Origin of the sequence: Acinetobacter sp. TAC-1 (genome assembly GCF_029025845.1) — a bacterium.
Classification (GTDB): Bacteria; Pseudomonadota; Gammaproteobacteria; order Pseudomonadales; family Moraxellaceae; genus Acinetobacter; species Acinetobacter guillouiae.
Genome location: NZ_CP118892.1, coordinates 1,949,392 through 1,970,400 on the forward strand (window position 1 = coordinate 1,949,392; position 21,009 = coordinate 1,970,400).

Below are 21,009 nucleotides of genomic sequence, written 5' to 3' on the forward strand. Positions count from 1 at the left end.
TGTTGTTTAAAATGCATTGTGATATTTATAAATCGAGCAAAAAAGATGAAATGTATCTTTATGTGGCTCGTCCAAATCATCCAAATACAGACGAAAGTGCAGATCCCTTAGCGGCTCTTTCTGAGCCACTACGTGTTGCCTTTGGTCGTGCAACGCATGTAATGCATCTTGAACTGAGCGAAGCTCGACCATTGGCACGTGTAAATGTGTTACATGTAATCGATTCACTCAATACAAAAGGCTTCTTTATTCAAATGCCGCCAGAAGGTTTAATTAACCCAAATGCGGTTGAACCAGAGGGATTACGTGGTGCTTGATCAGTTATCAGGAATATGGGCAAATTTTTTAGATCTATTTGATGCTATCCCAGAAGATAATATCGCAATAACCGTCTATATTCTTGGGACGCTGTTGATTTTATGGTGCTGGTATTCGATTTCAAAACGATTGCCATCGCCACTTGGCGGTATTACATGGATCATTGTATTTGCCGTTCTTGCAACCCCGACCATTTCTGAAGGACCAAACTCAGCGATTGCGCCAGCAATATTTGGACTGTTATTTGGTATTCTGACCAAGGATTCACCATTGATTTGGTCAAATCTTGCCTTAATTACATTTGTTATGGGTATTGGTTTAGTCATTGGATTTTTTTGGTCTAAATACAAAACCACGAAAAATACCCAAGCAAGCGTTGTAGCAAAAAATATTTCACCACTTTAAATAAAAAATAAAGGTAAGTTATGTCTGTCGATTCTCAACAATTCACAGGTACTGAACAGTATATCGCAACGGATAGTTTAAAACTGGCTGTAAAAGCAGCTCGAGCATTGCAAAAGCCATTATTGGTGAAAGGCGAACCTGGTACAGGTAAAACCTTATTGGCTGAACAAGTTGCTGAGAGTCTAGGTCTTAAATTAATTACTTGGCACATTAAATCCACAACCAAAGCACAGCAAGGTTTGTATGAATATGATGCAGTTTCTCGTTTACGTGATAGCCAGTTGGGTGATGACCGTGTTTACGATATTAAAAACTACATCAAACCAGGTAAGTTGTGGGATGCATTTACCAGCGAAGAACGCTGTGTATTGTTGATTGATGAAATAGACAAAGCAGATATTGAATTTCCAAATGACTTGCTACATGAATTAGACAAAATGTCATTTTTTGTCTATGAAACAGGCGAAACCATTACTGCAACCCAACGTCCGATCGTAATCATTACTTCAAATAATGAAAAAGAACTGCCAGACGCATTTTTACGTCGTTGTTTTTTCCATTATATTGAATTTCCTGATGAAGCAACGATGCGTGAAATTATCGCAGTTCATTTTCCAAATATCTCTGGAACATTGGTTTCAGAAGCATTACAAGTCTTCTTTAAATTACGTCAAGTGCCTGGCTTAAAAAAACCACCTTCAACATCTGAATTGATTGACTGGTTAAGCTTGTTAATGGCAGATGATATGCCAGAAGACATTTTGCGTAATCATGATAAATCAAAAGCGATTCCACCTTTATATGGTGCATTGATTAAAAATGAGCAAGATGTACAGTTGCTTGAACGCTTAGCCTTTATGTCACGTCGTTAATGAGGAGATCGCAACATGTTTGTGCGATTATTTTATACCCTCAGAAAATATGGTGTTCCAGTTTCAACACGAGAACTCATTGATCTCAACCAAGCAATTAGTGAAGGCTTGGTTTTTGCCGATCAAGATGATTTTTATCAATTAGTAAAGACAGTCATGGTCAAAGATGAACGCTTCTTTGACAAATTTGACCGTGCCATGAAAGATTATTTTGAAGGTATTCATACTTTTGATATCGATGATCTGCTCAGCAAAGTTCAAAAACTTCCCAAAGACTGGTTTGATTTAGAGTTACTTGAAAAACATCTCACACCTGAACAACGTGCTGAATTGCTGAAAGCAGGTTCGCTTGAAGAACTAATGAAGATGTTGGAAGAGCGCTTGCGTGAACAACATAAAAAACATCAAGGCGGCAACCGAATGGTTGGCACAGGTGGAACTTCACCGTTTGGTGCTTTTGGTGACCATCCTGAAGGCGTGAGAATTGGTGGCCCAAGTCGTAAAAATTCAGCAGTGAAAGTTTGGGAACAGCGTAAGTATCAAAATTTGGATGATGAACAAATTTTAGGTACTCGACAAATGCAAATGGCTTTACGTCGATTACGTAAGTTTGCTCGTCAAGGCGCTGCAGAAGAATTAGACATTAACAGCACCATTTATGAAACTGCCAAACAGGGCATTTTAGATGTACAAATGGTGCCTGAACGGCGTAACCGAATTAAAGTTTTGATGTTGTTTGATGTAGGTGGGTCGATGGATTCACACATTGCTCAATGTGAAAAATTGTTTAGTGCGGCAAAAACTGAATTTAAAACCTTAGAATATTTTTATTTCCATAACTGTCTATATGACTATGTGTGGAAAGATAATCATCGTCGTTCTTCTACCCGAATGAATACATGGGATTTATTTAATACCTATGGTAAAGACTATCGTGTCATTGTGGTGGGTGATGCAAGTATGGCACCTTATGAGCTGAAATCGGTCGGTGGCTCTGTTGAATATATGAATGATGAAGCAGGAGACGTATGGTTACGCCGCTTACGCAATCATTTTGAAAAAACAGCATGGTTAAATCCAGAAGAGCAAGGTTATTGGCATTACACACAAACCATCGCATTAATTAAACAATTATTTGACGATCATATGTTTCCAATGACCCTTAAAGGTATTGAGGATATGACGAAATATTTGTCACGATAGATTATTCGAAAGCAAAGTTGTTATTCATAAATTCAACGGCTGATTTATTAAATAGGGAAAGAAATGGATCATCAAATAAATGGTATTGCATTACCAAATGAACAAGGCTTTTTTGGTGAATATGGTGGTCAATTTATTCCACCTCATTTAAAAGAAGCAATGGATGAAATCAATGTCGCATATGAGGAAATTCGTAAAACGCCTGAATTTCAAAATGAATTGGCTGATTTATTTGCCAATTATGTAGGTCGCCCTAGTCCTTTATTCCATGCAAGACGCCTTTCTGATCAATTGGGTGGCGCACAAATCTATTTAAAGCGTGAAGACTTAAATCATACAGGCGCACATAAAATTAACCATTGTTTGGGCGAAGCTTTGCTTGCCAAATATATGGGAAAAACCAAAGTGATTGCAGAAACAGGTGCTGGTCAACATGGCGTTGCACTTGCAACCGCATGTGCTTTGGTTGGTATTCCATGTGAAATTCATATGGGGCAGGTGGATATTGAAAAAGAGCATCCCAATGTTGTGAAAATGAAGATTTTGGGTGCAAAACTGGTTTCAGTCACTCAAGGTACTGCAACACTGAAAGATGCTGTAGATAGTGCATTTGAAGAATATTTAAAAGACCCTAAAAACTTTATTTATGCGATTGGTTCTGTGGTTGGACCACATCCTTTCCCAAAAATGGTACGTGATTTCCAATCTATTATCGGCAATGAAATTAAAGTTCAAACCCAAGATCGCTTTGGCGCACAACCCGATTATGTGGTTGCGTGTGTAGGCGGTGGCTCAAATGCAATTGGCGCATTCACGGCATTTTTAAATGATGCAGAGGTTAAACTGGTTGGTGTGGAACCTGCAGGTCATGGTCTGGATACTCAACAGCATTCAGCAACATTGACTTTAGGAAAGCCAAGTCAGATTCATGGTATGGCTTGTTATGTACTAGAAGATGAACAGGGCGCACCATTGCCTGTGCACTCGATTGCATCTGGTTTGGATTATCCGGGTGTAGGCCCTCAACATAGCTTCTTAAAAGATTTAGGCCGTGTGGAATATTCAACAGCAACTGATCAAGAGTGTTTAGATGCGTTTATGACCCTTTCACGCGTAGAAGGGATTGTTCCTGCATTAGAAAGTTCTCATGCTGTGGCGTGGGCAATTCGTGAAGCGCCTAAATTAGCGAAAGAAATCAAAATTGTTGTAAACCTTTCTGGGCGTGGTGATAAAGATGCCGACTATGTTGCTGAAAAGTTAAATCTAAACTGATAAAAAATTGATTTGATTTAAAAACCTAGCTTTGGCTAGGTTTTTTTATTTTATCGTTAAATTTGAAATTCAGTCTTAGCTTTCGTTTAATGAACTCGATTGTTTATCCCCATGATAAATGAAGACATGCAACTTAAAGCTGGTGATTATTTCTATTATCTAGAAATTTAAAAAAAGGTTTTACATGCAAGCTGAGTTGCCAATTTTCTATACACAATAAAAAAACCCTCCACATGGAGGGTTATATTTTTATAATTTCATTTAACCTGAAATATATTGTCTTAACTGTTCAATCAATTTTCGTTGATCTTCCATGGTGGCTTTGACTAAATCACCAATAGAAACAAATCCAACCAACGTTTCACCTTCAATTACAGGTAAATGGCGTAAGTGTCCGTCAGTCATTAAATTTAAACATTCTTCAACCGTATGACCACGTGTCACAGAAATCACTCTAGACGTCATAATTTCAGCGACCGTTGTATGGTCAGAGGTACGCTGCATAAGGGCAATTTTACGCGTATAGTCGCGTTCTGAGAGGATTCCGACGACCTTTGTATCTTGAGTGACAACCACAGCACCAATACCTTTGTTTGCCATAAGTGTAATGGCTTCTAATACTGTGGCAGAGGGTGAAATCGTATAAATTTCACGACCAATCTTATCTTGGATTACTTGTGCTACTGTCGTCATAATTATTCTTCCTTTTCTAGGGTGCTTACCAATCTGCACACCTTTAACTTAACTGTATTTTTTAACTTTGCAAATACTTTGCAGTCATAAAAATATAAAGTTTATTTTTTACAACAATTTTAAACCACTAAAAATATATCTTCGCCTTTAAGCCGGTTGAAATTGAACATGACTATGGAAAAAGAAATGTTCCATTTGAGAAGTTGAGAGTTTAAATTTTCGAGATGAAGAATTAAACAATGCAGGCATGATATTGAGCCGTGTTAATGTAGGTAACAGCGATTCTCTAAAATCTTTAGGTGTTATTCTGCGAGGGGTGTAGTGAGGCCAATGAATCTTTGCATACTGATGGGCTTGAACAGCGTTTAGCCAAAAAGGAAAATAAACTTCATTTGAACCAGACTTCATTGCCCAGCCATCGTGGTAAAGTCCCCAAAGTACACCACAATACATGAGTGATTTTAAAATAGAAATTTTAATAAACAATTCATTCGAAATGGGTTGAAGATGAATATACTTTTTCATAATTAACAATCTTATTTAGTACATTGCCTATTGTAGTTGAAATTCTTATAAGAACTGTTGGTGCTTTATGCTCAATCGTAAGCATTTATTAAAACAATAAAAAATGTATTGAAAGCGTAATGATTTATTAAAAATAAAAAGAATAGGGGTTAAAAAAACGCCACCTAGGTGACGTTTTATTATGCTTGCATGGTTGCCATCTTTTGCCAATATTGGGCTTTTAGAGAATCACGTTCAACGCGGAAACCTTGGTAGTAAAGTTCTGCAAGAAACATTGCCGCTTTACCATGACCCGCTTTCGCTGCATCTTCTAATGCTTTTACCGCTTCTACAAAGTTCATTTCACACTGGATTGTATTTACAGCATCTGCATAAACGTGTTCTAAGTCTTGGTGAGAGATTTGATGAATCATATATAACTCCTTATTGTAATTATGATCTTTTAACATAGCTCCCCAGCGGAGCTTATACTTAACTAATCTAACTTAACTTTATTAAACTAATATTACAATTAGCCTTGTTTGTCAAGCGATTTGAAATCTATGCTTGACGAAGATAAGATTACATGATTAAACATTAATCAGAAATAATATTTATTAAAATCAATATGAGAATTAAGACAAAGGGAGAGCAAAATGACAAACACTATAGATGGCTTTATTTTTGATGTACCCGCTGCTGAGTCTCAGATCGTAGAATTAGCTCAGTATCACCGTAAACAACTGGATGAGGCAATTTATCATCAAGAAATCCATCTTGGGGATTATTGTTTAGCCCAGCGTAAACGCGTGTACGATTATACCCGAAACTTAAATCCAGTGCAAAAAGCAGGCTTTTATCGAATCTATGATGGTGAATTAAGGCGTCTTGCTGATGATGATGATTTGCATCCTGCACATGCAGAGGGGGGAGTAAGTATCTTTGCTGTCAGTATTGCATTGGCAATAATCGCGATTATTTTATATTTCGCATTCTTACGTGCAACGATCCTTTAATTGGCACGATATAGAAATGATTCACGCGCTGTTTAACTTGGCTCAAGCCCTTTTCTTGAATAAGAGAAGAGGGCTTTAAATTTCATATCGACAGGCGATGATATCTATGGGGAGATTATTTAAGCACTATCGTTCTCGCAATTTTGATCTTAAAGATCATCTTACAACCGATCTTCAGCTGTCTTGAAGAAAGCCCTATATTTTTATGGTCAGGATGATAAACTATCTGTAATTAGAGGTAGTTCATGCAAAAATTCAAAGATTATTTTCAAAAATTATTCTATTCATTTCCTGTGGAAAAAATCTTGAATTCTTTTGTTGTTGTGATCATCGCACTGATGATTTTTCTTGCAACATTGGCTTTAACACGGCCAATTAATCCTGATCAATACAAATATGTGATGCAATATTCACAACAAGCCGCCAATCCTAAGACGCAAAAAATTGCCAATCAATTGCGCCGCCAAGATCGTATTTATGTGGTTGAGTATTTACGCCTACTACGCGCCTATCATTTTGAAAATCAACAAGTAAAACGATATCCTGCGGTGGATAGTAAAGATCCGCAATAACTGATAATACTCATTTGGTTGATTCCGCTTGCGGACGAATTGTTTTTTGAATGATCAATGTCGGGACATCTGGCATGGCTTGCGTATCCACTTGCTTGTTTTGATTTGTACTGGATTGATCTGGGTTGGCTAAATCAGCACTTAACATGTCTTTTAATTCATTCTGATCCAGTGTTGGTGCAACAACAACCAAAGTGAGACGATCCGCACGAAGATGTTTTTGAATGGCTTTTTGAACTTGTTTGGTGGTGACTTGGCTCAATTGCTTTTGATATTGAGTCAAATAATCCGCAGGAAGTTGATAAAAACCAATCGATGCGATTTGGGCATTGATATTGGCATTGGAACTAAAGGTCATTGGAAATGAACGTAACATGCCTTCTTTGGTTTCTTCGAGCTGTTTTCTTTGGATTGGATTTTTTACAAAATCACGTAAGGCTTGATGTGCAACTTTGATACTGTCCATCAATTGATTTTGTTCAGTGGAATAACTCAAACTAAAAAACCCCTGAGCCAATGTGGAGGTCAAATTACTATACGCTCCATAGGTATAACCCCGTTTAACTCGAAGTTCTTTCATTAAAATGGAATTAAATCCGCTTCCGCCAAACATTTGATTGGCAACTTCTAATGCAACACGATCAGGATCGCTGCGCTGAATAGCCAAGTGTCCCATCATCACGTTGGCTTGTGTTGAGTTAAATGGAATGTAATGGATATTAAAATCACTTTGATCTTGTGGTTCAGGAAGTGCTTGTGCAGCTTCACCTTGGGTTAGATTTTGACTGATTAAATTGGCCAGTTGGGTTGCATCGGCTGCAGTTAAATTACCAGTAATGGCAATATTCATGTTTTGGGCGACAAGCAGTTTTTGTCGATAGGCTCTAAGTAGTTCAGGGGTAATTTTTTTAAGGCTCCCATTGGTCCCTACAGTGGGTTCGGCATAAGGATGTTGTCCATATAACGCACGATAAAAGCGAATATTCATAATTCGACTTGGATTTTCTTGGATTTGCTTTTGCCCAACCTTGGTATTATTTAGCACAAGATTTAAACCCGATGGATTAAATTGTGCATGATTCAGCACATGCAACATGGTATTGATGGCAGGGTTTAATTTTTCAGGATCTGACAAGACCCGAAGTCGGACCACAAACATATCACGGTATGCGGTAACACTAAATTGAGCGCCTAATCCTTCAAATGTAGACGCGATTTCTTTTGCTGTATATTGATTTGTACCTTCAGTGATCAGCTTGGCAGCCATATTTGCCATACCATACAGACCTTTTCCTAGTGCTTCATCCTGTGACGAACCTGCATTAAAGGTGAGTTGAATATCCACAATAGGCAGGTCAGTGGCTGAAACAAACAGTGTTCTGACTTTTTGGTTGTTGGAGAGGTCTTGAACAAAGGGCGCTTGGTATTGTTGATGTTTATCTAAATTTTTTAAGCTCTGTAAGGTCGAATTTGCTTTAAGTGCTGAATCATCTATAACCGCATCCGTTTCATCATGATTGTCTAATTCAACCTCCGCATGGTTAAGGGGGGAGTAGAGTAAGCTGATGCACACAAACAGAGGTATTTTTATCGAATAGGTCGAGAATGGATTAAAATTCATGAGAGATCCTTTTTTATTCTTTTGTACTTTCAGGCATTAAATACAAACTACTCAGATTGGCTTTGACAAAATAAATATTGGCAATTCGTTGTAAATCTTGTGGTGTGACTTTGTCATAATGTTTGGGTAATTCATCCATTAAACGAAAACTTAGGCCGTTTACTTCCAAATTCCCAATCATATTGGCTTGTCCACCAATATCATCCTGACTATAGATTAAATTTGAAACGAAGTTGTTTTTGACACGATCAAGTTCAGCTTGATTGACCAATTCTGTTTTAAATAAATTCATCTCTTTTTCAATCGCTTTTTGTGCCTCATCCAGAGAAACATCATCACTTGGGATCGCGGAGATCATAAATAAACTGTCGCCGCGATTATAGGGGTCATAACTGACACTGATTGCAGTCAGCACTTTTTTATCTCGAATCAGACGGTCTTGTAAGCGTGCGGAGATTCCGCCATCCAGTAAGGACTGGATAATGGTTAGTGCGTAAGCATCTTGTGGGTTTTTTGCTGTGGCAATGGATTTGACATTCCAAGCCATAAACAAGTTGGGGACTTGTACTGGCAACTGCACTTCCATGTGCCGATACCCTATTCGATCAAACTCTAAAACATCATTACGGTCAGGAAGTTCCTTTTTGGGAATTGCTGCAAAATATTTTTCAACCTGTTTAAGTGCCTGTTCTGCATTGACATCTCCCACAATGACCAAGGTCGCATTATTGGGGGTGTACCAAGTTTGATACCAATGTTTAAGATCATCCAGACGAATATTCTGTAGGTTTTTCATAAAGCCAATCACTGGTTGACGATGGTGACTGGTTGGATAGGCGATCCATTTAAAACGTTCGTAGGCTAGATTTCGTGGATTATCATCAGTCCGTTGTCGTCTTTCCTCCATCACCACTTTGATTTCAGGATCAAAGTCTTGTTGTTTGAGGACCAGATTTGTCATACGGTCTGCTTCAAGTTCCAAAGCCAATGGAAAATATTTCTTGGGGTAAAGCTGATAATAGTTGGTGTAATTTGTATATGTGGCAGCGTTGGTGCGGCCACCATAAATTCGACTTAAACGTGCAAACTCATCATCAGGAACTTTTTTGGTTCCTTTAAACATCATATGTTCAAGCACATGTGAAATACCAAGTACATTACCAGACTCATCACTACTTCCCACGCCGTACCAGATTTGGGTCATAACAATTGGTGAACGATGATCTTCACGGATAATCACTTTTAAACCATTTTTTAGTGTGGTTTCAAAGGTGGTTCTGGAAAGTTGGCTTTGAGGCGCTGCCTGAAGTTGCGTATTTACCGTGTTAAAAGATAAAAATAAAAGTGGCGCAATGATAACTTTGGATTGTCTAAGAAGATTTAAGAATTTAGATTTCAGAATATACACAGATAACCCAAAAATTTATTTTAAATTTAGAACTATTCTTAAAAAATTAATGATTTAAAGCAAGGCTGGAATGTTGCATTTTGGTTTGCTTGTTTTATCGCTGCTTTAACGCTAAAAATGATGCAATCTATGCTAAACTCATTCTTTTTTAACGCTATGCTTTTCAAGGAATCGGCATGCAAGAACAGCAAAATAAATTCTTGATTGATGCGGATATCGGGGATGACGATGTCACATTACCTAGTTTACCAGCCGTCAATGTGCCTATTATTGAAAATAATGTAGAAACACCTAAAACGGAACCTATTCAAACTGAGAGCCAAGACGCACAGATTGAATCGGCAGATGAAAAATCTAAAGGTGGCTTTTTTAGCCGCATGAAAGAAGGTTTGACCAAATCGCGTAAAAGCCTTGCCGATGGTATGGTCAATATTCTGATTGGTGGTAAAGAAATTGATGATGAGTTGCTCGAAGAAGTAGAAGAGCAACTTTTGGTTGCTGATATCGGGGTAGAGGCGACTAAAACCATTATTGCAAATTTGACTGAGCGTACAGAACGTGGTGATTTGATTTACTCACATTCATTGTATAAAGCGCTACAAGAAGAGCTGGTTGCTTTACTTGCACCTCGGGTAAAGCCATTGCATATCGATCCCAATAAAAATCCATTTGTGATTTTGGTGGTGGGGGTAAATGGTGTGGGTAAAACCACCACGATTGGTAAATTAGCCAAACGTTTACAAGGTGAAGGCAAGAAAGTCATGCTGGCAGCAGGAGATACCTTCCGTGCAGCGGCAACTGAGCAACTTCAAATCTGGGGTGAACGTAACAATATTGCTGTCGTGGCTCAAGGTCATGGTGCAGATAGCGCTTCAGTCATTTTTGATGCCTTTGAAAGTGCACGTGCCAAAGGCGTGGACGTTTTAATTGCTGATACAGCAGGGCGTTTGCATAATAAAAGTAACTTGATGTCTGAGTTGACTAAAGTAAAACGTGTGATGCAAAAAATTGATGCAACTGCGCCACATGAAGTGATGTTGGTGGTGGATGCAGGTACTGGTCAAAACGCGATTAACCAAGTTGAAATGTTTGACGAAGCTGTAGGCTTAACAGGTTTAACCATTACCAAATTAGATGGAACAGCAAAGGGTGGTGTGTTGTTTAATATCGCCAGTCGTACTCATGTACCAATTCGATATATTGGTGTGGGTGAGAAGATTGACGATTTACGTCCATTCTCTGCAAAATCATTTGTTGCTGCACTGTTTGAAACAGATAAGTAATTTAGAAAACTATTTATTTTAAATGAGACTCCGCTTTATGCGGAGTTTTTTTATTTTCTACGTTTCATAAAAGATCTTGCATAAATCAAAAAATGATCATGTTGAGTGAATCAGATTGGTTTTGAAAGTCCCTTCTTCCTTTGGGAGAAGGTTAGGATGAGGGGGGATGTTGATCTATGGCTTTAAAAAGGACTTATGAAAGAAGTTTATACTTTACGATGTATACGTCTCATGCTCAATTTTAACCTACAACGCCAGCCATTTATGAAATGCCAACAGCCCCTAGATTTGCGTTTTATATTCACTCAATTTATAACTTTTGATTATTCTTTTTTATGGTAGTATTGTATATACGCCATTGACGTATATCGTGTATGTTATTCATTGAAACTAGTATTTTTACTAAACAAATCAAAGAGCTTGTGACTGATGATGAATATCGTCAGCTTCAACAAAATCTATTGGTACAACCTGATAAGGGTGATATTGTTAAAAATGGCGGTGGTATCCGTAAAGTACGCTGTGCTCAAGGTGATAAAGGAAAAAGTGGTGGAATCCGCGTGATCTATTATTGGGTTTCAGAGGATGATCATATTTTCTTTTTAGTCGCGTACCCTAAGTCTGTAAAAGATAATTTAACGGATAAAGAAACAGCAATTCTGCGCCAATTAGTGAAGGAGCAACTTCATGGATAAAAATTTATTTGATGACCTTGTTTCTTCGATTAAAGAAGCAGGAGAGATTAAACGTCAAGAGATTCAAGCAAGTCGAGTCACTGAGCTTGAATTACCTGATATTAAAGCAGTACGTGAGAAAACAGGTTTAAGCCAAAATGAATTTGCTGCACGCTTGCATATCAGTCCTCGCACGCTTCAAAACTGGGAACAAGGTAGACGTTATCCGACTGGTCCAGCTGCGACTTTAATCCGTATTCTAGATACGCATCCAAGCCTAATTTAAAATTATAGACAATAAAAAGTCCGACATTCTATCGGGCTTTTTTGTATTAATACTCATTAACCTGAGTTCGATATAAAATTCTTGAAGAAATATGATACTCGGAAACGTCATCCGCAACTGTCAGAGGCAGGACTTTATTCATAACGTGTTGTTTCTACCATTCAATGAATGCGTTGCTGGTGGTCGACGAATTTTGCGGTGAGCAGCGATTGCATAGAAATTCTGGGATATGTTGCTGGTACGTTATTGAAAGAAGACATCATAAGAATGTCATCAAGTTGTACTTTAATGCGATGTCTAGAATCGTATGTCCAGATTTGCAATATTTTTACCACAAAACAAGCAATGAAAAGTATATAGGATATTTGCCATATTCTTATTGTTGTAAAGCTCAAAGCAAAAGGCTGAGTTTAATGGTAAATTTTAATTGAATTGTTTGATTAATAAATACTTTAATTGCAATTTAAAAGGGAACCACATAAACACGGTAGCATTTAAAAATTCCCAATTTCACATATTGTTCTAAATATAGAACACATTGTTATGTATATAAGCATGACGAAACTAAGAATGATGCAATACACTCAAACCATGTTAAATAACACGACCCATTTGGTCATAGAAGGATTAACACCATGTCATTTTTAAATCAAATCAAACAACGCCGTACAATTTATGCAATTGGTAGAGATTTAAGCTTAGACCAAGCGAAAATTGAAGAAATCATCAAAGATGCAATCAAGCATAGCCCATCTTCATTTAACTCACAGTCTTCTCGTGCTGTGATTTTATTTGGTGACTCACATGTTAAATTCTGGACAATCGTTTTAGAAACTTTACGTAAAATCGTTCCAGCTGAAGCATTTGAAGGAACTTCGGGTAAAATTAACAGCTTTATCGCTGGTGCTGGTTCAGTGTTGTTTTATGAAGATTTAAGTGTGATTAAAGCTTTACAAGAACAATTCCCATTATATGCAGACAATTTCCCAGTATGGTCTGAGCATTCAACAGGTATTGCACAATTTGCAACTTGGACTGCATTGGCTGAAGCGGGTATTGGTGCATCTTTACAACATTATAATCCAATCATAGATGAAGAAGTGGCGGCAACATTTGATGTACCTGCTGACTGGAAACTTCGCGCACAATTAGTATTTGGTTCAATCGAAGCACCAGCGGGCGAAAAAACATTTATTGATGATGCAACACGTTTTAAAACTTTTAACTAAGTGAAACATTTTGTTTTAAGCTGAGGTCTATTGCTTATTTAGCTTAGACCTTGCTATTCCAGAAACCTGTTTAGAATGTAAATTTTAAACAGGTTTTTTATGTGCAGTGCGTTATCCCTGCTTGTCGCCAGACAATAGGTAGAAGCCTATGATTAAATAATGTAAAAAAGCATAAGTGGTTTAAAAAAAATTATGCGATTCCATCTTGTTGCTAAAGATTCTAATCATCTAAATTGAAACAATAAGATCAGGTTTGAACAAACAGAAAAAAATATAAGTGAATCGAACAATTCTTTACACAGAATTATGGATTGGTTTTATCGACATTTAGCGCTATTCATGGCTTAATCTTTGCTCAAGGAATAAAAGTGTATAAAAAAATGGGGAAATTAGGGTTGATTCAGCACTTTGGTCTAATTTAGACATTTTAAAAAATTTATACACTGTTAAAAAGCGATTTAAGTTGATGATTTAGTTGATGGTGTTGCTGTATTTTTGATCATTATTTTTTAAGTTAATGTAGCTATTTTTTTTAATTAAAATGATCACTATTTAGCAATGTGATAGTACTATTCAGCATGGTTTAAATCGGTATACTAGAAACTCTTGTTATAAAAAGTAGCAATATCAGGAAAGACAATGACTGCACGTATTCAAAAAGGCAAGTTAGCGATTGCTAAAGAACTTTACGATTTCATCGAAAATGAAGCACTACCAGGTTCTGGTTTAGATAGTGAAACATACTGGAAAAACTTTGAGCAAGTTGTTGTCGATCTTAGCCCTAAGAATAAGGCGCTTTTAGCAAAGCGTGACGAGATTCAGGCTAAAATTGATGAATGGCACCGCAACAATAAATTTGAACTTCAAGCTTATAAAGCTTTCCTAAAAGAAATTGGCTACTTATTACCAGAAGTAGAAGATTTTCAAATCAGTACAGAAAATGTAGATGAAGAAATCGCATTATTGGCTGGTTCGCAATTGGTAGTACCTGTGCGTAATGCACGTTATTGCTTAAATGCGGCAAATGCACGTTGGGGTTCTTTATACGATGCGCTTTACGGTTTTGACGTGATCTCTGAAGAAGGTGGCGCGGAAAAAGGTAAAGGCTATAACCCTGTTCGTGGCGATAAAGTTATCGCATTTGCTAAGAATTTCTTAAATGAAACATTCCCATTGGCAAATGGTTCACATGCAGATGCAACAAAATATGCTGTTGAAGGCAAAAAACTTGTTGTAAGCCTTAAAGATGGTTCAACCTCGACTTTGGTGAAAGAATCACAATTTGTCGGTTTTAATGGCGACGAATCTGCACCTGTTGAAATTGTACTTTTAAATAACGGCTTACACGTTGTTATTGAAATTGATGCAAATAGCCCAGTGGGTAAAACTGATGCGGCTGGTGTTAAAGATCTTGTTTTAGAAGCTGCTGTTACCACGATTCAAGATTTGGAAGATTCGATTGCTGCTGTAGATGCAGAAGAGAAAGTAGAAGGCTACCGTAACTGGTTAGGTCTAATGAAAGGTACGCTTGAAGAGTCAATTGAGAAGAACGGTAAAACCGTGACGCGCACATTGAATAAAGATCGTACACATAAGAACTTGATCGGTGGTGAAACAACACTTCATGGTCGTTCATTGATGCTTCTTCGTAACGTTGGTCATTTAATGACGAACCCTGCGATCCTTGTAGATGGTGCTGAAATCTACGAAGGTATTATGGATGCGTTAATTACACCATTATTGACTTTTGCAGACATCAAAGGTCAAAACGAAAACAAAAACTCTCGTAAAGGGTCAATGTATATCGTTAAGCCAAAAATGCATGGTCCTGAAGAAGTTGCATTCGCTGTTGAATTGTTTGAACGTTCTGAACAAGCACTTGGCTTACCAGCGAAAACGTTGAAAATCGGGATTATGGATGAAGAACGCCGTACATCTGTAAACTTGAAAAACTGTATTGCACAAGCGAAAGACCGTACTATTTTCATTAATACTGGTTTCATGGACCGTACAGGTGATGAAATTCATACCTTTATGGAAGCAGGTCCTTTCGTTCGTAAAGGCGAAGTGAAAAGCCAAATTTGGTTCCCAGCTTATGAAAACCGTAATGTGATGGTCGGTCTACAAGCAGGTTTACGTGGTAAAGCACAGATTGGTAAAGGCATGTGGCCTAAACCTGACATGCTTTTAGACATGTATAAAACCAAAATTGAACATCCAGAAGCAGGTGCAAGCTGTGCATGGGTTCCTTCACCATCAGGTGCTGTGATTCACGCGATTCATTATCATCAATGTAATGTTTCAGCACGCCAACAAGAGTTATTGAAAACTGAAGCGCTTCCGTTAGATGACTTGTTGACACCACCTTTAGCCACAGATACAAACTGGACTGAAGAAGAGAAGACCAAAGAGCTTGAAAATAACCTTCAAGGTATCTTGGGTTATGTTGTTCGTTGGGTTGATTTAGGTGTGGGTTGTTCTAAAGTGCCAGACATTAACAATGTCGGTTTAATGGAAGATCGTGCGACTTTACGTATTTCTTCTCAGCACGTTGCGAACTGGTTACGTCATGGTATTGTGACTAAAACGCAAGTTGAAGAAGTTATGCAGCGTATGGCGAAAATTGTTGATGAACAAAATGCCAATGACCCTGAATATAGCAACATGGCACCTGGTTTTGACGGTTATGCATATAAAGCTGCTTATGATTTAGTATTTAAAGGTGGTGAACAGCCGTCTGGTTATACTGAGCCATTATTGCATGCGTATCGCTTAAAGTTAAAAGGTTATACAGGCGATTAATTTTATCGTCTAATTTATCCTATTAGCTTATCAATAAAGCCTCTTCGGAGGCTTTATTCTTTTTATGGTTTATTTTAAATGTTGCTTTCCGTGCATATATAAAATTTGTAGACGCGAGTTTGAGTTTTCAGCCAATAAGATAAAATCTCTGATACAATTTAACGGAATTAATCATTAAGCTGAATTATAAATGACATCAATTCTGAAATTAGATGCGCTGAAAAATGCTGAAGTTGCGAGTACGCCTTATCCGTATTTTGTGGTTGAAAATGCTTTGGCTGATAGTGAAGTCCAGGCCGTAATCCAAGACTTTCCTAAAATTGAACAGGGCGGAAGCTTTAACATCGAAGATGTAGAAATTAAGCCTAATTTTGATCGTTTTCTAAAATCGTTGGATACACCAGAATTTCGTCAAATTTTAACAGATAAATTTGATGTCAATGTGATGGAACATCCGATGATGATTACTTTACGTGGTTATTCTCGTCAAAAAGATGGACGGATTCACAGTGATTCAAAAAGCAAATTGTTGACGGTTTTGATCTATTTAAATGAATCTTGGGATGCGCCGAATGGACGTTTACGCATTCTCAATGATGATAAAGACATCAATAACTATGTCACTGAAATTAATGCAGGTCCGGGCTCACTGGTTGCATTTAAAGTAACTGACAATGGTTGGCATGGCTATATTCCTTATGAAGGGCAACGCCAATCTATTCAAATTAATTTTTTGACCAGCGAAAAAGCCAATGCAAAACATAAGTTTTTCCATGGTTTAAGTGCCAAAGTGAAAAAGATTTTTGGATAAAAGTTAAGTGAAGGGGGTAAACTTCGGTTTATCCTCAATTGCAATCGCGTGCTGTTTCAAGTTTTTATCAATGTCAAATATTCTTATCAATGGATAGCGCGATAGATAAATTCAACAATTATAAATCAATATTTTAAATCTTATTATTATGTGTGCCAATTTTAAACCGATCAGCTTATTACAAGTTCAGCAGCTTGGCTTACCCGCGATCCATTTCCTCTATGAAGAAGAAATATTTCCAAGCTTTCAAACGCCGTTGTTATTTAAATCCGATCAAGGGATGGAATGGCGTTTAGTTAACTTTGGTTTAGTGCCAAAATGGGCTGAGGACAAAGATGCTGCAAAACATACTTATAATGCAAGAAATGAAACCCTGATGGAAAAACGCAGTTTTGTCGAGGCTTTTAGCAAGTGCCAATTTGGTGTGATCCCCGTGACAGAATTTTATGAATCCAAGTATATCAATGGTCGACCACAACGGTGGGGTGTGCGACGTAAAGATGGTCAGGCTTTTTATATTGCTGCACTGTATGAGATTACCCGATTAAAAACCGGTGAAGTTGTTCGTTCAGCCACCATGATCAGTATGGATGCCCACACCCACCTGATGATGAGTGAATTTCATGAACCTCGAACAGATAAACGTTCGGTGGTGGTTATTCCACAGCATCGACTTAATGAGTGGTTGGGCTTAAAACAGCCCAATATTTCGAGTTTTATAGAGGGTTTCCCTGTGGCGGAGTTTGAGTGTTTTTATTGCCCCAAAGTATCAAATAACAAAAACTCGCCACAGTTGAACATCTTTGATGAAGAATCTTAACAATTAATGTGCAAGATTCTTAAAGATGATTTTTAAATTTTCCATGGTTTTTTCAATTTGTAGTGGTGTTAAACCGTCAAATGACTGTTCAAGTACAACACTCATTAAATCATTAATTTTATGGGTCATTTGTTGCCCAGATTCTGTTAAATGTACCCGTGTAATACGTGCATCGTTTTCACAAGAGTAGGTATCTACAAAGCCTTCCTCTTTTAAGCGATAAACAATTTTGGTTGTTGTCGACATTTTAGAAACGATCATTTCTGAAAGCTCAGAGACACTTGCATCTGGCTTGGCTTCTAAAGCAACCAATAATCGTCGTCTAGAGTTGTCTACCCCATACTTTTTAAGTACGTGATCTAAATTTAAAACATACTGAGAATGAACTTGAGTGATCCAGTAGTATGGGAAATTTTCGATGTTAAAATTTTCAGCAGCGGGTAAAAATTTTGCATATTTTTTAGTCATTTAGAGGTCCCTGTTTTTTGTAATTATTGCCATATATTAAGCGCTAATCATATTTTACTTTGAATACTTGAATCAATATGTGATAGATCACTTAATGAAAAAAACAAGTAAAATCGACGAAATGTAAATTTTGCTTGAACTAAACTTAAGTTAAAGTATTCAGTAAAGGCATTGTATAACTGTCTTAAATTAGATAAAAAGTAGTAATACCTTGCGTAAATTTAGTCGCTTCTTCATGCAATTTGGAATGAACAGAGTTCATTCTCTAGTTGTTGGTGTGGAATCGAAATTTTCAAAACAACCGCAAAGGTTATTTTTATTGAAAGTCAATGAATGTCCTTGTGTCATAATGGTTCATCCTATGTATTTCAGCTTGCTCAAGTATGAAAATTACCAAGAAGATGTTGTGAAAAGCAAGCTTATTAGTTAAAAAAATTAACATCTGATGTTATTTTAACTGAAAAATAAGAAAAATCAACTTGGCTTTACTGTTAATAATTTCCTTTGATTACGTCATCATGGCGATAAATCTAAATATTTCCTCTCTAAATGCCCATATATCCGATTGAAAATTATTAATTAAATTAAAGCGATTTATACCTTTAAAAGGTAAGTAGCATTTAATAACTATAGTTATACACAATTTATATTGAAAAAATCCAATGACATTTTTGTAAGATTGAGTGAAAAATAATTTGAATAAGATGAATCGGCATGTGTAAAGCATTGAGTTGGGCATACGAGGGCAGGGATGAACTGCAATTCGCCCGTATGGTGAAGTTATCCATAAGAAAAATCTTAAATAAATGTAAAATTTTTGTGAAAAATAATTACAACCGCAAGATATTGTGCATAATTAAGCTAATTTAGTTGAAAAGGTTTCATTCATGGATCCGTCGTCGTGTAGGTCAAATTTATTTTTCTCCACTTTATATATTGATAATAATAAGCAGGAGCTCTAATAATGGAATTTTTATTAGACCCTGGAATTTGGGTTGGTCTTTTAACCCTGATTGTTTTAGAAATTGTACTGGGTATTGATAACCTTGTCTTTATCGCCATTCTTGCAGATAAACTTCCTCCTGAACAACGAGACAAAGCACGTATTATTGGCTTATCTTTAGCCTTAATTATGCGTTTAGGCTTGCTGTCTATCATTTCGTGGCTGGTCACATTAACCAAGCCTTTAATCGCCTTTGGCGGGTTGTCTTTCTCAGGTCGAGACTTAATCTTATTATTCGGTGGACTGTTCCTCGTTTATAAAGCCGTCACTGAATTACATGAAAAAATGGAAGGCAAACCTGAGGTTAAAAGTTCAGGTGCAGTTGTTTATGCAAGCTTCTGGGCAGTAGTGGCGCAAATCATCGTTTTAGACGCTGTATTCTCTCTTGATTCGGTGATTACCGCGATCGGTATGGTCGACAATATCTATGTGATGATGGCCGCTGTAACGATCGCTGTGGTTGTGATGTTGATTGCGTCTAAGCCGTTAACCGCTTTTGTCAATAAGCATCCGACTGTCGTAATTCTATGTTTAAGTTTCTTATTGTTGATTGGTGTGAGCTTAATCGCGGAAGGTTTTGGTTTCCATATTCCGAAAGGCTATATCTATTCAGGTATTGGCGTAGCAATTTTAATTGAAGCCTTTAACCAGTTTTCCAGCCGTAATGTTGAAAAGCATCAGTCGAAAACACCATTGCGTCATCGTACCGCAGATTCAATTTTAAAATTGATGGGAAGCAAGCTGGATGCAGATCTATTACAAAGCCCTGAAGCTTTAGCTGCTCAAAAAGCCTTTGGTGATGAAGAACGCTATATGGTTGGTGGTGTACTGACCCTTGCTGAACGTTCAGTTGCCTCAATTATGACGCCAAGAAATCAAATTTCGTGGATCGATCTTGAAGATGATGCGGAGAGTATTCGTCAGCAAATCTTGGCTGTACCACATAGTTTATTCCCAGTATGTCGTGGACAACTGGATAAAGTAGTTACGGTTGTTCGCGCTAAAGAGTTAATTGATGTACTGGATGAACCAGAGCAATTACAAGCCTTGCTTAAACGTAGTCGTCCAATTTTTATTTTTGAAAAAATGAAAGTGATTGACGCAATCCATACCTTAAGAACGTCTAAAGGTTCTTTGGTCTTGGTGAGTAATGAATTTGGCAATATCCAAGGTTTGATTTCTCCATTGGATGTGTTTGAGGCAATTGCGGGTGAATTTCCTGATGCAGATGAACAGCTAGAGTTGATCAAACTGAATGATACAACGTGGAAGGCATCAGGTATGCTTGACTTGTATCAGCTTGAGTTGGAACTTGGTATGTTGGATCTGGTTCAAGAAGACTCAGGTTACTTTAGCGTAGCAGGTTTGATTTTAGACAAAACTCAAGGCGAAGCAAAAGTAGGTACTCAGATTGAACAAGAGGGCATTTGGTTTGAAGTCATCGAAATGGATGAAAATCGAATCAAGACGGTAAAAATTACCCGTCCAGAGCAATTTTGATCACTATTTTACGATTAAATCGCAAGCAGATATAAAAAGCTAAGTAGAAAAATGCCTCATTGATGAGGCATTTTTTTTTGAATAAAAAGAGCACTTAGATAGGATTACTTATCTAAGTACTTAAAACTATAATCAACCTGTAAAAAATTTAGACATAAAATATAATTTCTCTTAGAACTATATTTTTAATTAAATCAATTGCATAAAAAACAAATTGTTTGATTTAAAAAGTTAGCAATGCCACAGCTT

General features: G+C 37.2%; 21 protein-coding genes. 15 read left to right on the top strand and 6 right to left on the bottom strand.

Translation table 11 applies throughout. The annotated features are described in order from the left end of the window. Positions 1-11: 11 nt before the first annotated feature. The 5 genes from PYV58_RS09050 (at position 12) to trpB (ending at position 4,070) form a co-directional block, all read left to right on the top strand. Entirely contained in the window at positions 12-317 is a 306-nt protein-coding gene (locus PYV58_RS09050) for a YcgL domain-containing protein (protein ID WP_004822235.1), read from the top strand. Further along, positions 310-723, top strand: coding sequence for a hypothetical protein (locus tag PYV58_RS09055; protein ID WP_034617269.1), 414 nt, complete (start codon positions 310-312; stop codon positions 721-723). Before PYV58_RS09050 ends, PYV58_RS09055 begins: the two co-directional genes overlap by 8 nt. A 20-nt stretch (positions 724-743) precedes the next feature. Next, positions 744-1,595 (top strand): MoxR family ATPase, encoded by an 852-nt coding sequence (locus PYV58_RS09060; protein WP_004719598.1) that lies wholly within the window; start codon positions 744-746, stop codon positions 1,593-1,595. 15 nt (positions 1,596-1,610) lie between these two features. Beyond that, the gene (locus tag PYV58_RS09065) at positions 1,611-2,798 is read left to right on the top strand and encodes a VWA domain-containing protein (RefSeq protein WP_004822231.1); all 1,188 of its coding nucleotides are present in this window, start codon (positions 1,611-1,613) and stop codon (positions 2,796-2,798) included. A gap of 63 nt (positions 2,799-2,861) precedes the next feature. Next, the gene (gene trpB / locus PYV58_RS09070; protein WP_034617271.1) at positions 2,862-4,070 is read left to right on the top strand and encodes a tryptophan synthase subunit beta; all 1,209 of its coding nucleotides are present in this window, start codon (positions 2,862-2,864) and stop codon (positions 4,068-4,070) included. A 261-nt stretch (positions 4,071-4,331) separates the two neighbouring features. Here trpB and PYV58_RS09075 read toward each other — a convergent pair whose 3' ends face one another. The 3 genes from PYV58_RS09075 to PYV58_RS09085 all read right to left on the bottom strand — a co-directional run bounded on the left by PYV58_RS09075 (position 4,332) and on the right by PYV58_RS09085 (position 5,701). Continuing rightward, positions 4,332-4,763, bottom strand: coding sequence for a CBS domain-containing protein (locus PYV58_RS09075; protein ID WP_004822228.1), 432 nt, complete (start codon positions 4,761-4,763; stop codon positions 4,332-4,334). A gap of 147 nt (positions 4,764-4,910) precedes the next feature. Next, complete coding sequence (locus tag PYV58_RS09080) at positions 4,911-5,288, bottom strand: DUF2750 domain-containing protein (RefSeq protein ID WP_004719606.1); 378 nt, start codon at positions 5,286-5,288, stop codon at positions 4,911-4,913. Positions 5,289-5,467: 179 nt separating this feature from the next. After that, positions 5,468-5,701: a hypothetical protein gene (locus PYV58_RS09085; protein ID WP_004719607.1), complete on the bottom strand. Its 234-nt coding sequence runs from the start codon at positions 5,699-5,701 to the stop codon at positions 5,468-5,470. Between the two features lie 222 nt (positions 5,702-5,923). On the opposite strand from PYV58_RS09085, the gene PYV58_RS09090 reads away from it, so the two are divergent. Beyond that, positions 5,924-6,283, top strand: a complete 360-nt coding sequence (locus PYV58_RS09090) for a hypothetical protein (protein WP_004822225.1) — start codon at positions 5,924-5,926, stop codon at positions 6,281-6,283. Between the two features lie 245 nt (positions 6,284-6,528). Further along, the gene (locus tag PYV58_RS09095; protein ID WP_004822224.1) at positions 6,529-6,855 is read left to right on the top strand and encodes a hypothetical protein; all 327 of its coding nucleotides are present in this window, start codon (positions 6,529-6,531) and stop codon (positions 6,853-6,855) included. Positions 6,856-6,865: 10 nt separating this feature from the next. Here PYV58_RS09095 and PYV58_RS09100 read toward each other — a convergent pair whose 3' ends face one another. Together PYV58_RS09100 and PYV58_RS09105 are read right to left on the bottom strand one after the other, a co-directional pair. Continuing rightward, a complete protein-coding gene (locus tag PYV58_RS09100) occupies positions 6,866-8,476 on the bottom strand; it encodes a pitrilysin family protein (RefSeq protein WP_034617274.1) in 1,611 nt (536 codons plus the stop codon). Between the two features lie 13 nt (positions 8,477-8,489). Then, positions 8,490-9,884, bottom strand: coding sequence for a pitrilysin family protein (locus PYV58_RS09105; RefSeq protein ID WP_034617275.1), 1,395 nt, complete (start codon positions 9,882-9,884; stop codon positions 8,490-8,492). A 176-nt stretch (positions 9,885-10,060) separates the two neighbouring features. Between PYV58_RS09105 and ftsY the strand changes: the two genes are divergently transcribed. From ftsY to PYV58_RS09140, 7 genes are all read left to right on the top strand, one after another. Next, positions 10,061-11,167 (top strand): signal recognition particle-docking protein FtsY, encoded by a 1,107-nt coding sequence (ftsY, locus tag PYV58_RS09110; protein WP_034617276.1) that lies wholly within the window; start codon positions 10,061-10,063, stop codon positions 11,165-11,167. A 374-nt stretch (positions 11,168-11,541) separates the two neighbouring features. Beyond that, complete coding sequence (locus PYV58_RS09115) at positions 11,542-11,862, top strand: type II toxin-antitoxin system RelE/ParE family toxin (protein WP_034617593.1); 321 nt, start codon at positions 11,542-11,544, stop codon at positions 11,860-11,862. After that, entirely contained in the window at positions 11,855-12,127 is a 273-nt protein-coding gene (gene nadS, locus PYV58_RS09120) for a NadS family protein (RefSeq protein ID WP_034617591.1), read from the top strand. Before PYV58_RS09115 ends, nadS begins: the two co-directional genes overlap by 8 nt. A 635-nt stretch (positions 12,128-12,762) precedes the next feature. Continuing rightward, complete coding sequence (locus PYV58_RS09125; protein ID WP_034617589.1) at positions 12,763-13,356, top strand: nitroreductase family protein; 594 nt, start codon at positions 12,763-12,765, stop codon at positions 13,354-13,356. Between the two features lie 639 nt (positions 13,357-13,995). Beyond that, positions 13,996-16,158, top strand: coding sequence for a malate synthase G (locus tag PYV58_RS09130; RefSeq protein ID WP_034617586.1), 2,163 nt, complete (start codon positions 13,996-13,998; stop codon positions 16,156-16,158). A gap of 190 nt (positions 16,159-16,348) precedes the next feature. Next, positions 16,349-16,969, top strand: a complete 621-nt coding sequence (locus PYV58_RS09135; RefSeq protein ID WP_004719624.1) for a 2OG-Fe(II) oxygenase — start codon at positions 16,349-16,351, stop codon at positions 16,967-16,969. 148 nt (positions 16,970-17,117) lie between these two features. Beyond that, positions 17,118-17,789, top strand: coding sequence for an SOS response-associated peptidase family protein (locus PYV58_RS09140; RefSeq protein ID WP_034617583.1), 672 nt, complete (start codon positions 17,118-17,120; stop codon positions 17,787-17,789). Between the two features lie 3 nt (positions 17,790-17,792). Here the strand turns inward: PYV58_RS09140 and PYV58_RS09145 are convergent, their stop codons facing one another. Next, positions 17,793-18,257, bottom strand: a complete 465-nt coding sequence (locus tag PYV58_RS09145; RefSeq protein WP_004822209.1) for a MarR family transcriptional regulator — start codon at positions 18,255-18,257, stop codon at positions 17,793-17,795. Between the two features lie 964 nt (positions 18,258-19,221). Here PYV58_RS09145 and PYV58_RS09150 point away from each other — a divergent pair. Continuing rightward, positions 19,222-20,760 carry a transporter associated domain-containing protein gene (locus PYV58_RS09150; RefSeq protein ID WP_004822208.1) on the top strand — a complete coding sequence of 513 codons (1,539 nt, stop codon included), beginning with the start codon at positions 19,222-19,224 and terminating at the stop codon, positions 20,758-20,760. Positions 20,761-21,009: the final 249 nt, after the last annotated feature.

What these genes read in the sequence shown, in the direction of transcription:
- PYV58_RS09050 (WP_004822235.1), top strand. Translation starts at nt 12, where the DNA reads ATGCATTGTGATATTTATAAATCGAGCAAAAAAGATGAAATGTATCTT.
- PYV58_RS09060 (WP_004719598.1), top strand. Translation starts at nt 744, where the DNA reads ATGTCTGTCGATTCTCAACAATTCACAGGTACTGAACAGTATATCGCA.
- PYV58_RS09065 (WP_004822231.1), top strand. Translation starts at nt 1,611, where the DNA reads ATGTTTGTGCGATTATTTTATACCCTCAGAAAATATGGTGTTCCAGTT.
- trpB (WP_034617271.1), top strand. Translation starts at nt 2,862, where the DNA reads ATGGATCATCAAATAAATGGTATTGCATTACCAAATGAACAAGGCTTT.
- PYV58_RS09075 (WP_004822228.1), bottom strand. Translation starts at nt 4,763, where the DNA reads ATGACGACAGTAGCACAAGTAATCCAAGATAAGATTGGTCGTGAAATT.
- PYV58_RS09080 (WP_004719606.1), bottom strand. Translation starts at nt 5,288, where the DNA reads ATGAAAAAGTATATTCATCTTCAACCCATTTCGAATGAATTGTTTATT.
- PYV58_RS09085 (WP_004719607.1), bottom strand. Translation starts at nt 5,701, where the DNA reads ATGATTCATCAAATCTCTCACCAAGACTTAGAACACGTTTATGCAGAT.
- PYV58_RS09090 (WP_004822225.1), top strand. Translation starts at nt 5,924, where the DNA reads ATGACAAACACTATAGATGGCTTTATTTTTGATGTACCCGCTGCTGAG.
- PYV58_RS09095 (WP_004822224.1), top strand. Translation starts at nt 6,529, where the DNA reads ATGCAAAAATTCAAAGATTATTTTCAAAAATTATTCTATTCATTTCCT.
- PYV58_RS09100 (WP_034617274.1), bottom strand. Translation starts at nt 8,476, where the DNA reads ATGAATTTTAATCCATTCTCGACCTATTCGATAAAAATACCTCTGTTT.
- ftsY (WP_034617276.1), top strand. Translation starts at nt 10,061, where the DNA reads ATGCAAGAACAGCAAAATAAATTCTTGATTGATGCGGATATCGGGGAT.
- PYV58_RS09115 (WP_034617593.1), top strand. Translation starts at nt 11,542, where the DNA reads ATGTTATTCATTGAAACTAGTATTTTTACTAAACAAATCAAAGAGCTT.
- nadS (WP_034617591.1), top strand. Translation starts at nt 11,855, where the DNA reads ATGGATAAAAATTTATTTGATGACCTTGTTTCTTCGATTAAAGAAGCA.
- PYV58_RS09125 (WP_034617589.1), top strand. Translation starts at nt 12,763, where the DNA reads ATGTCATTTTTAAATCAAATCAAACAACGCCGTACAATTTATGCAATT.
- PYV58_RS09130 (WP_034617586.1), top strand. Translation starts at nt 13,996, where the DNA reads ATGACTGCACGTATTCAAAAAGGCAAGTTAGCGATTGCTAAAGAACTT.
- PYV58_RS09135 (WP_004719624.1), top strand. Translation starts at nt 16,349, where the DNA reads ATGACATCAATTCTGAAATTAGATGCGCTGAAAAATGCTGAAGTTGCG.
- PYV58_RS09140 (WP_034617583.1), top strand. Translation starts at nt 17,118, where the DNA reads ATGTGTGCCAATTTTAAACCGATCAGCTTATTACAAGTTCAGCAGCTT.
- PYV58_RS09145 (WP_004822209.1), bottom strand. Translation starts at nt 18,257, where the DNA reads ATGACTAAAAAATATGCAAAATTTTTACCCGCTGCTGAAAATTTTAAC.
- PYV58_RS09150 (WP_004822208.1), top strand. Translation starts at nt 19,222, where the DNA reads ATGGAATTTTTATTAGACCCTGGAATTTGGGTTGGTCTTTTAACCCTG.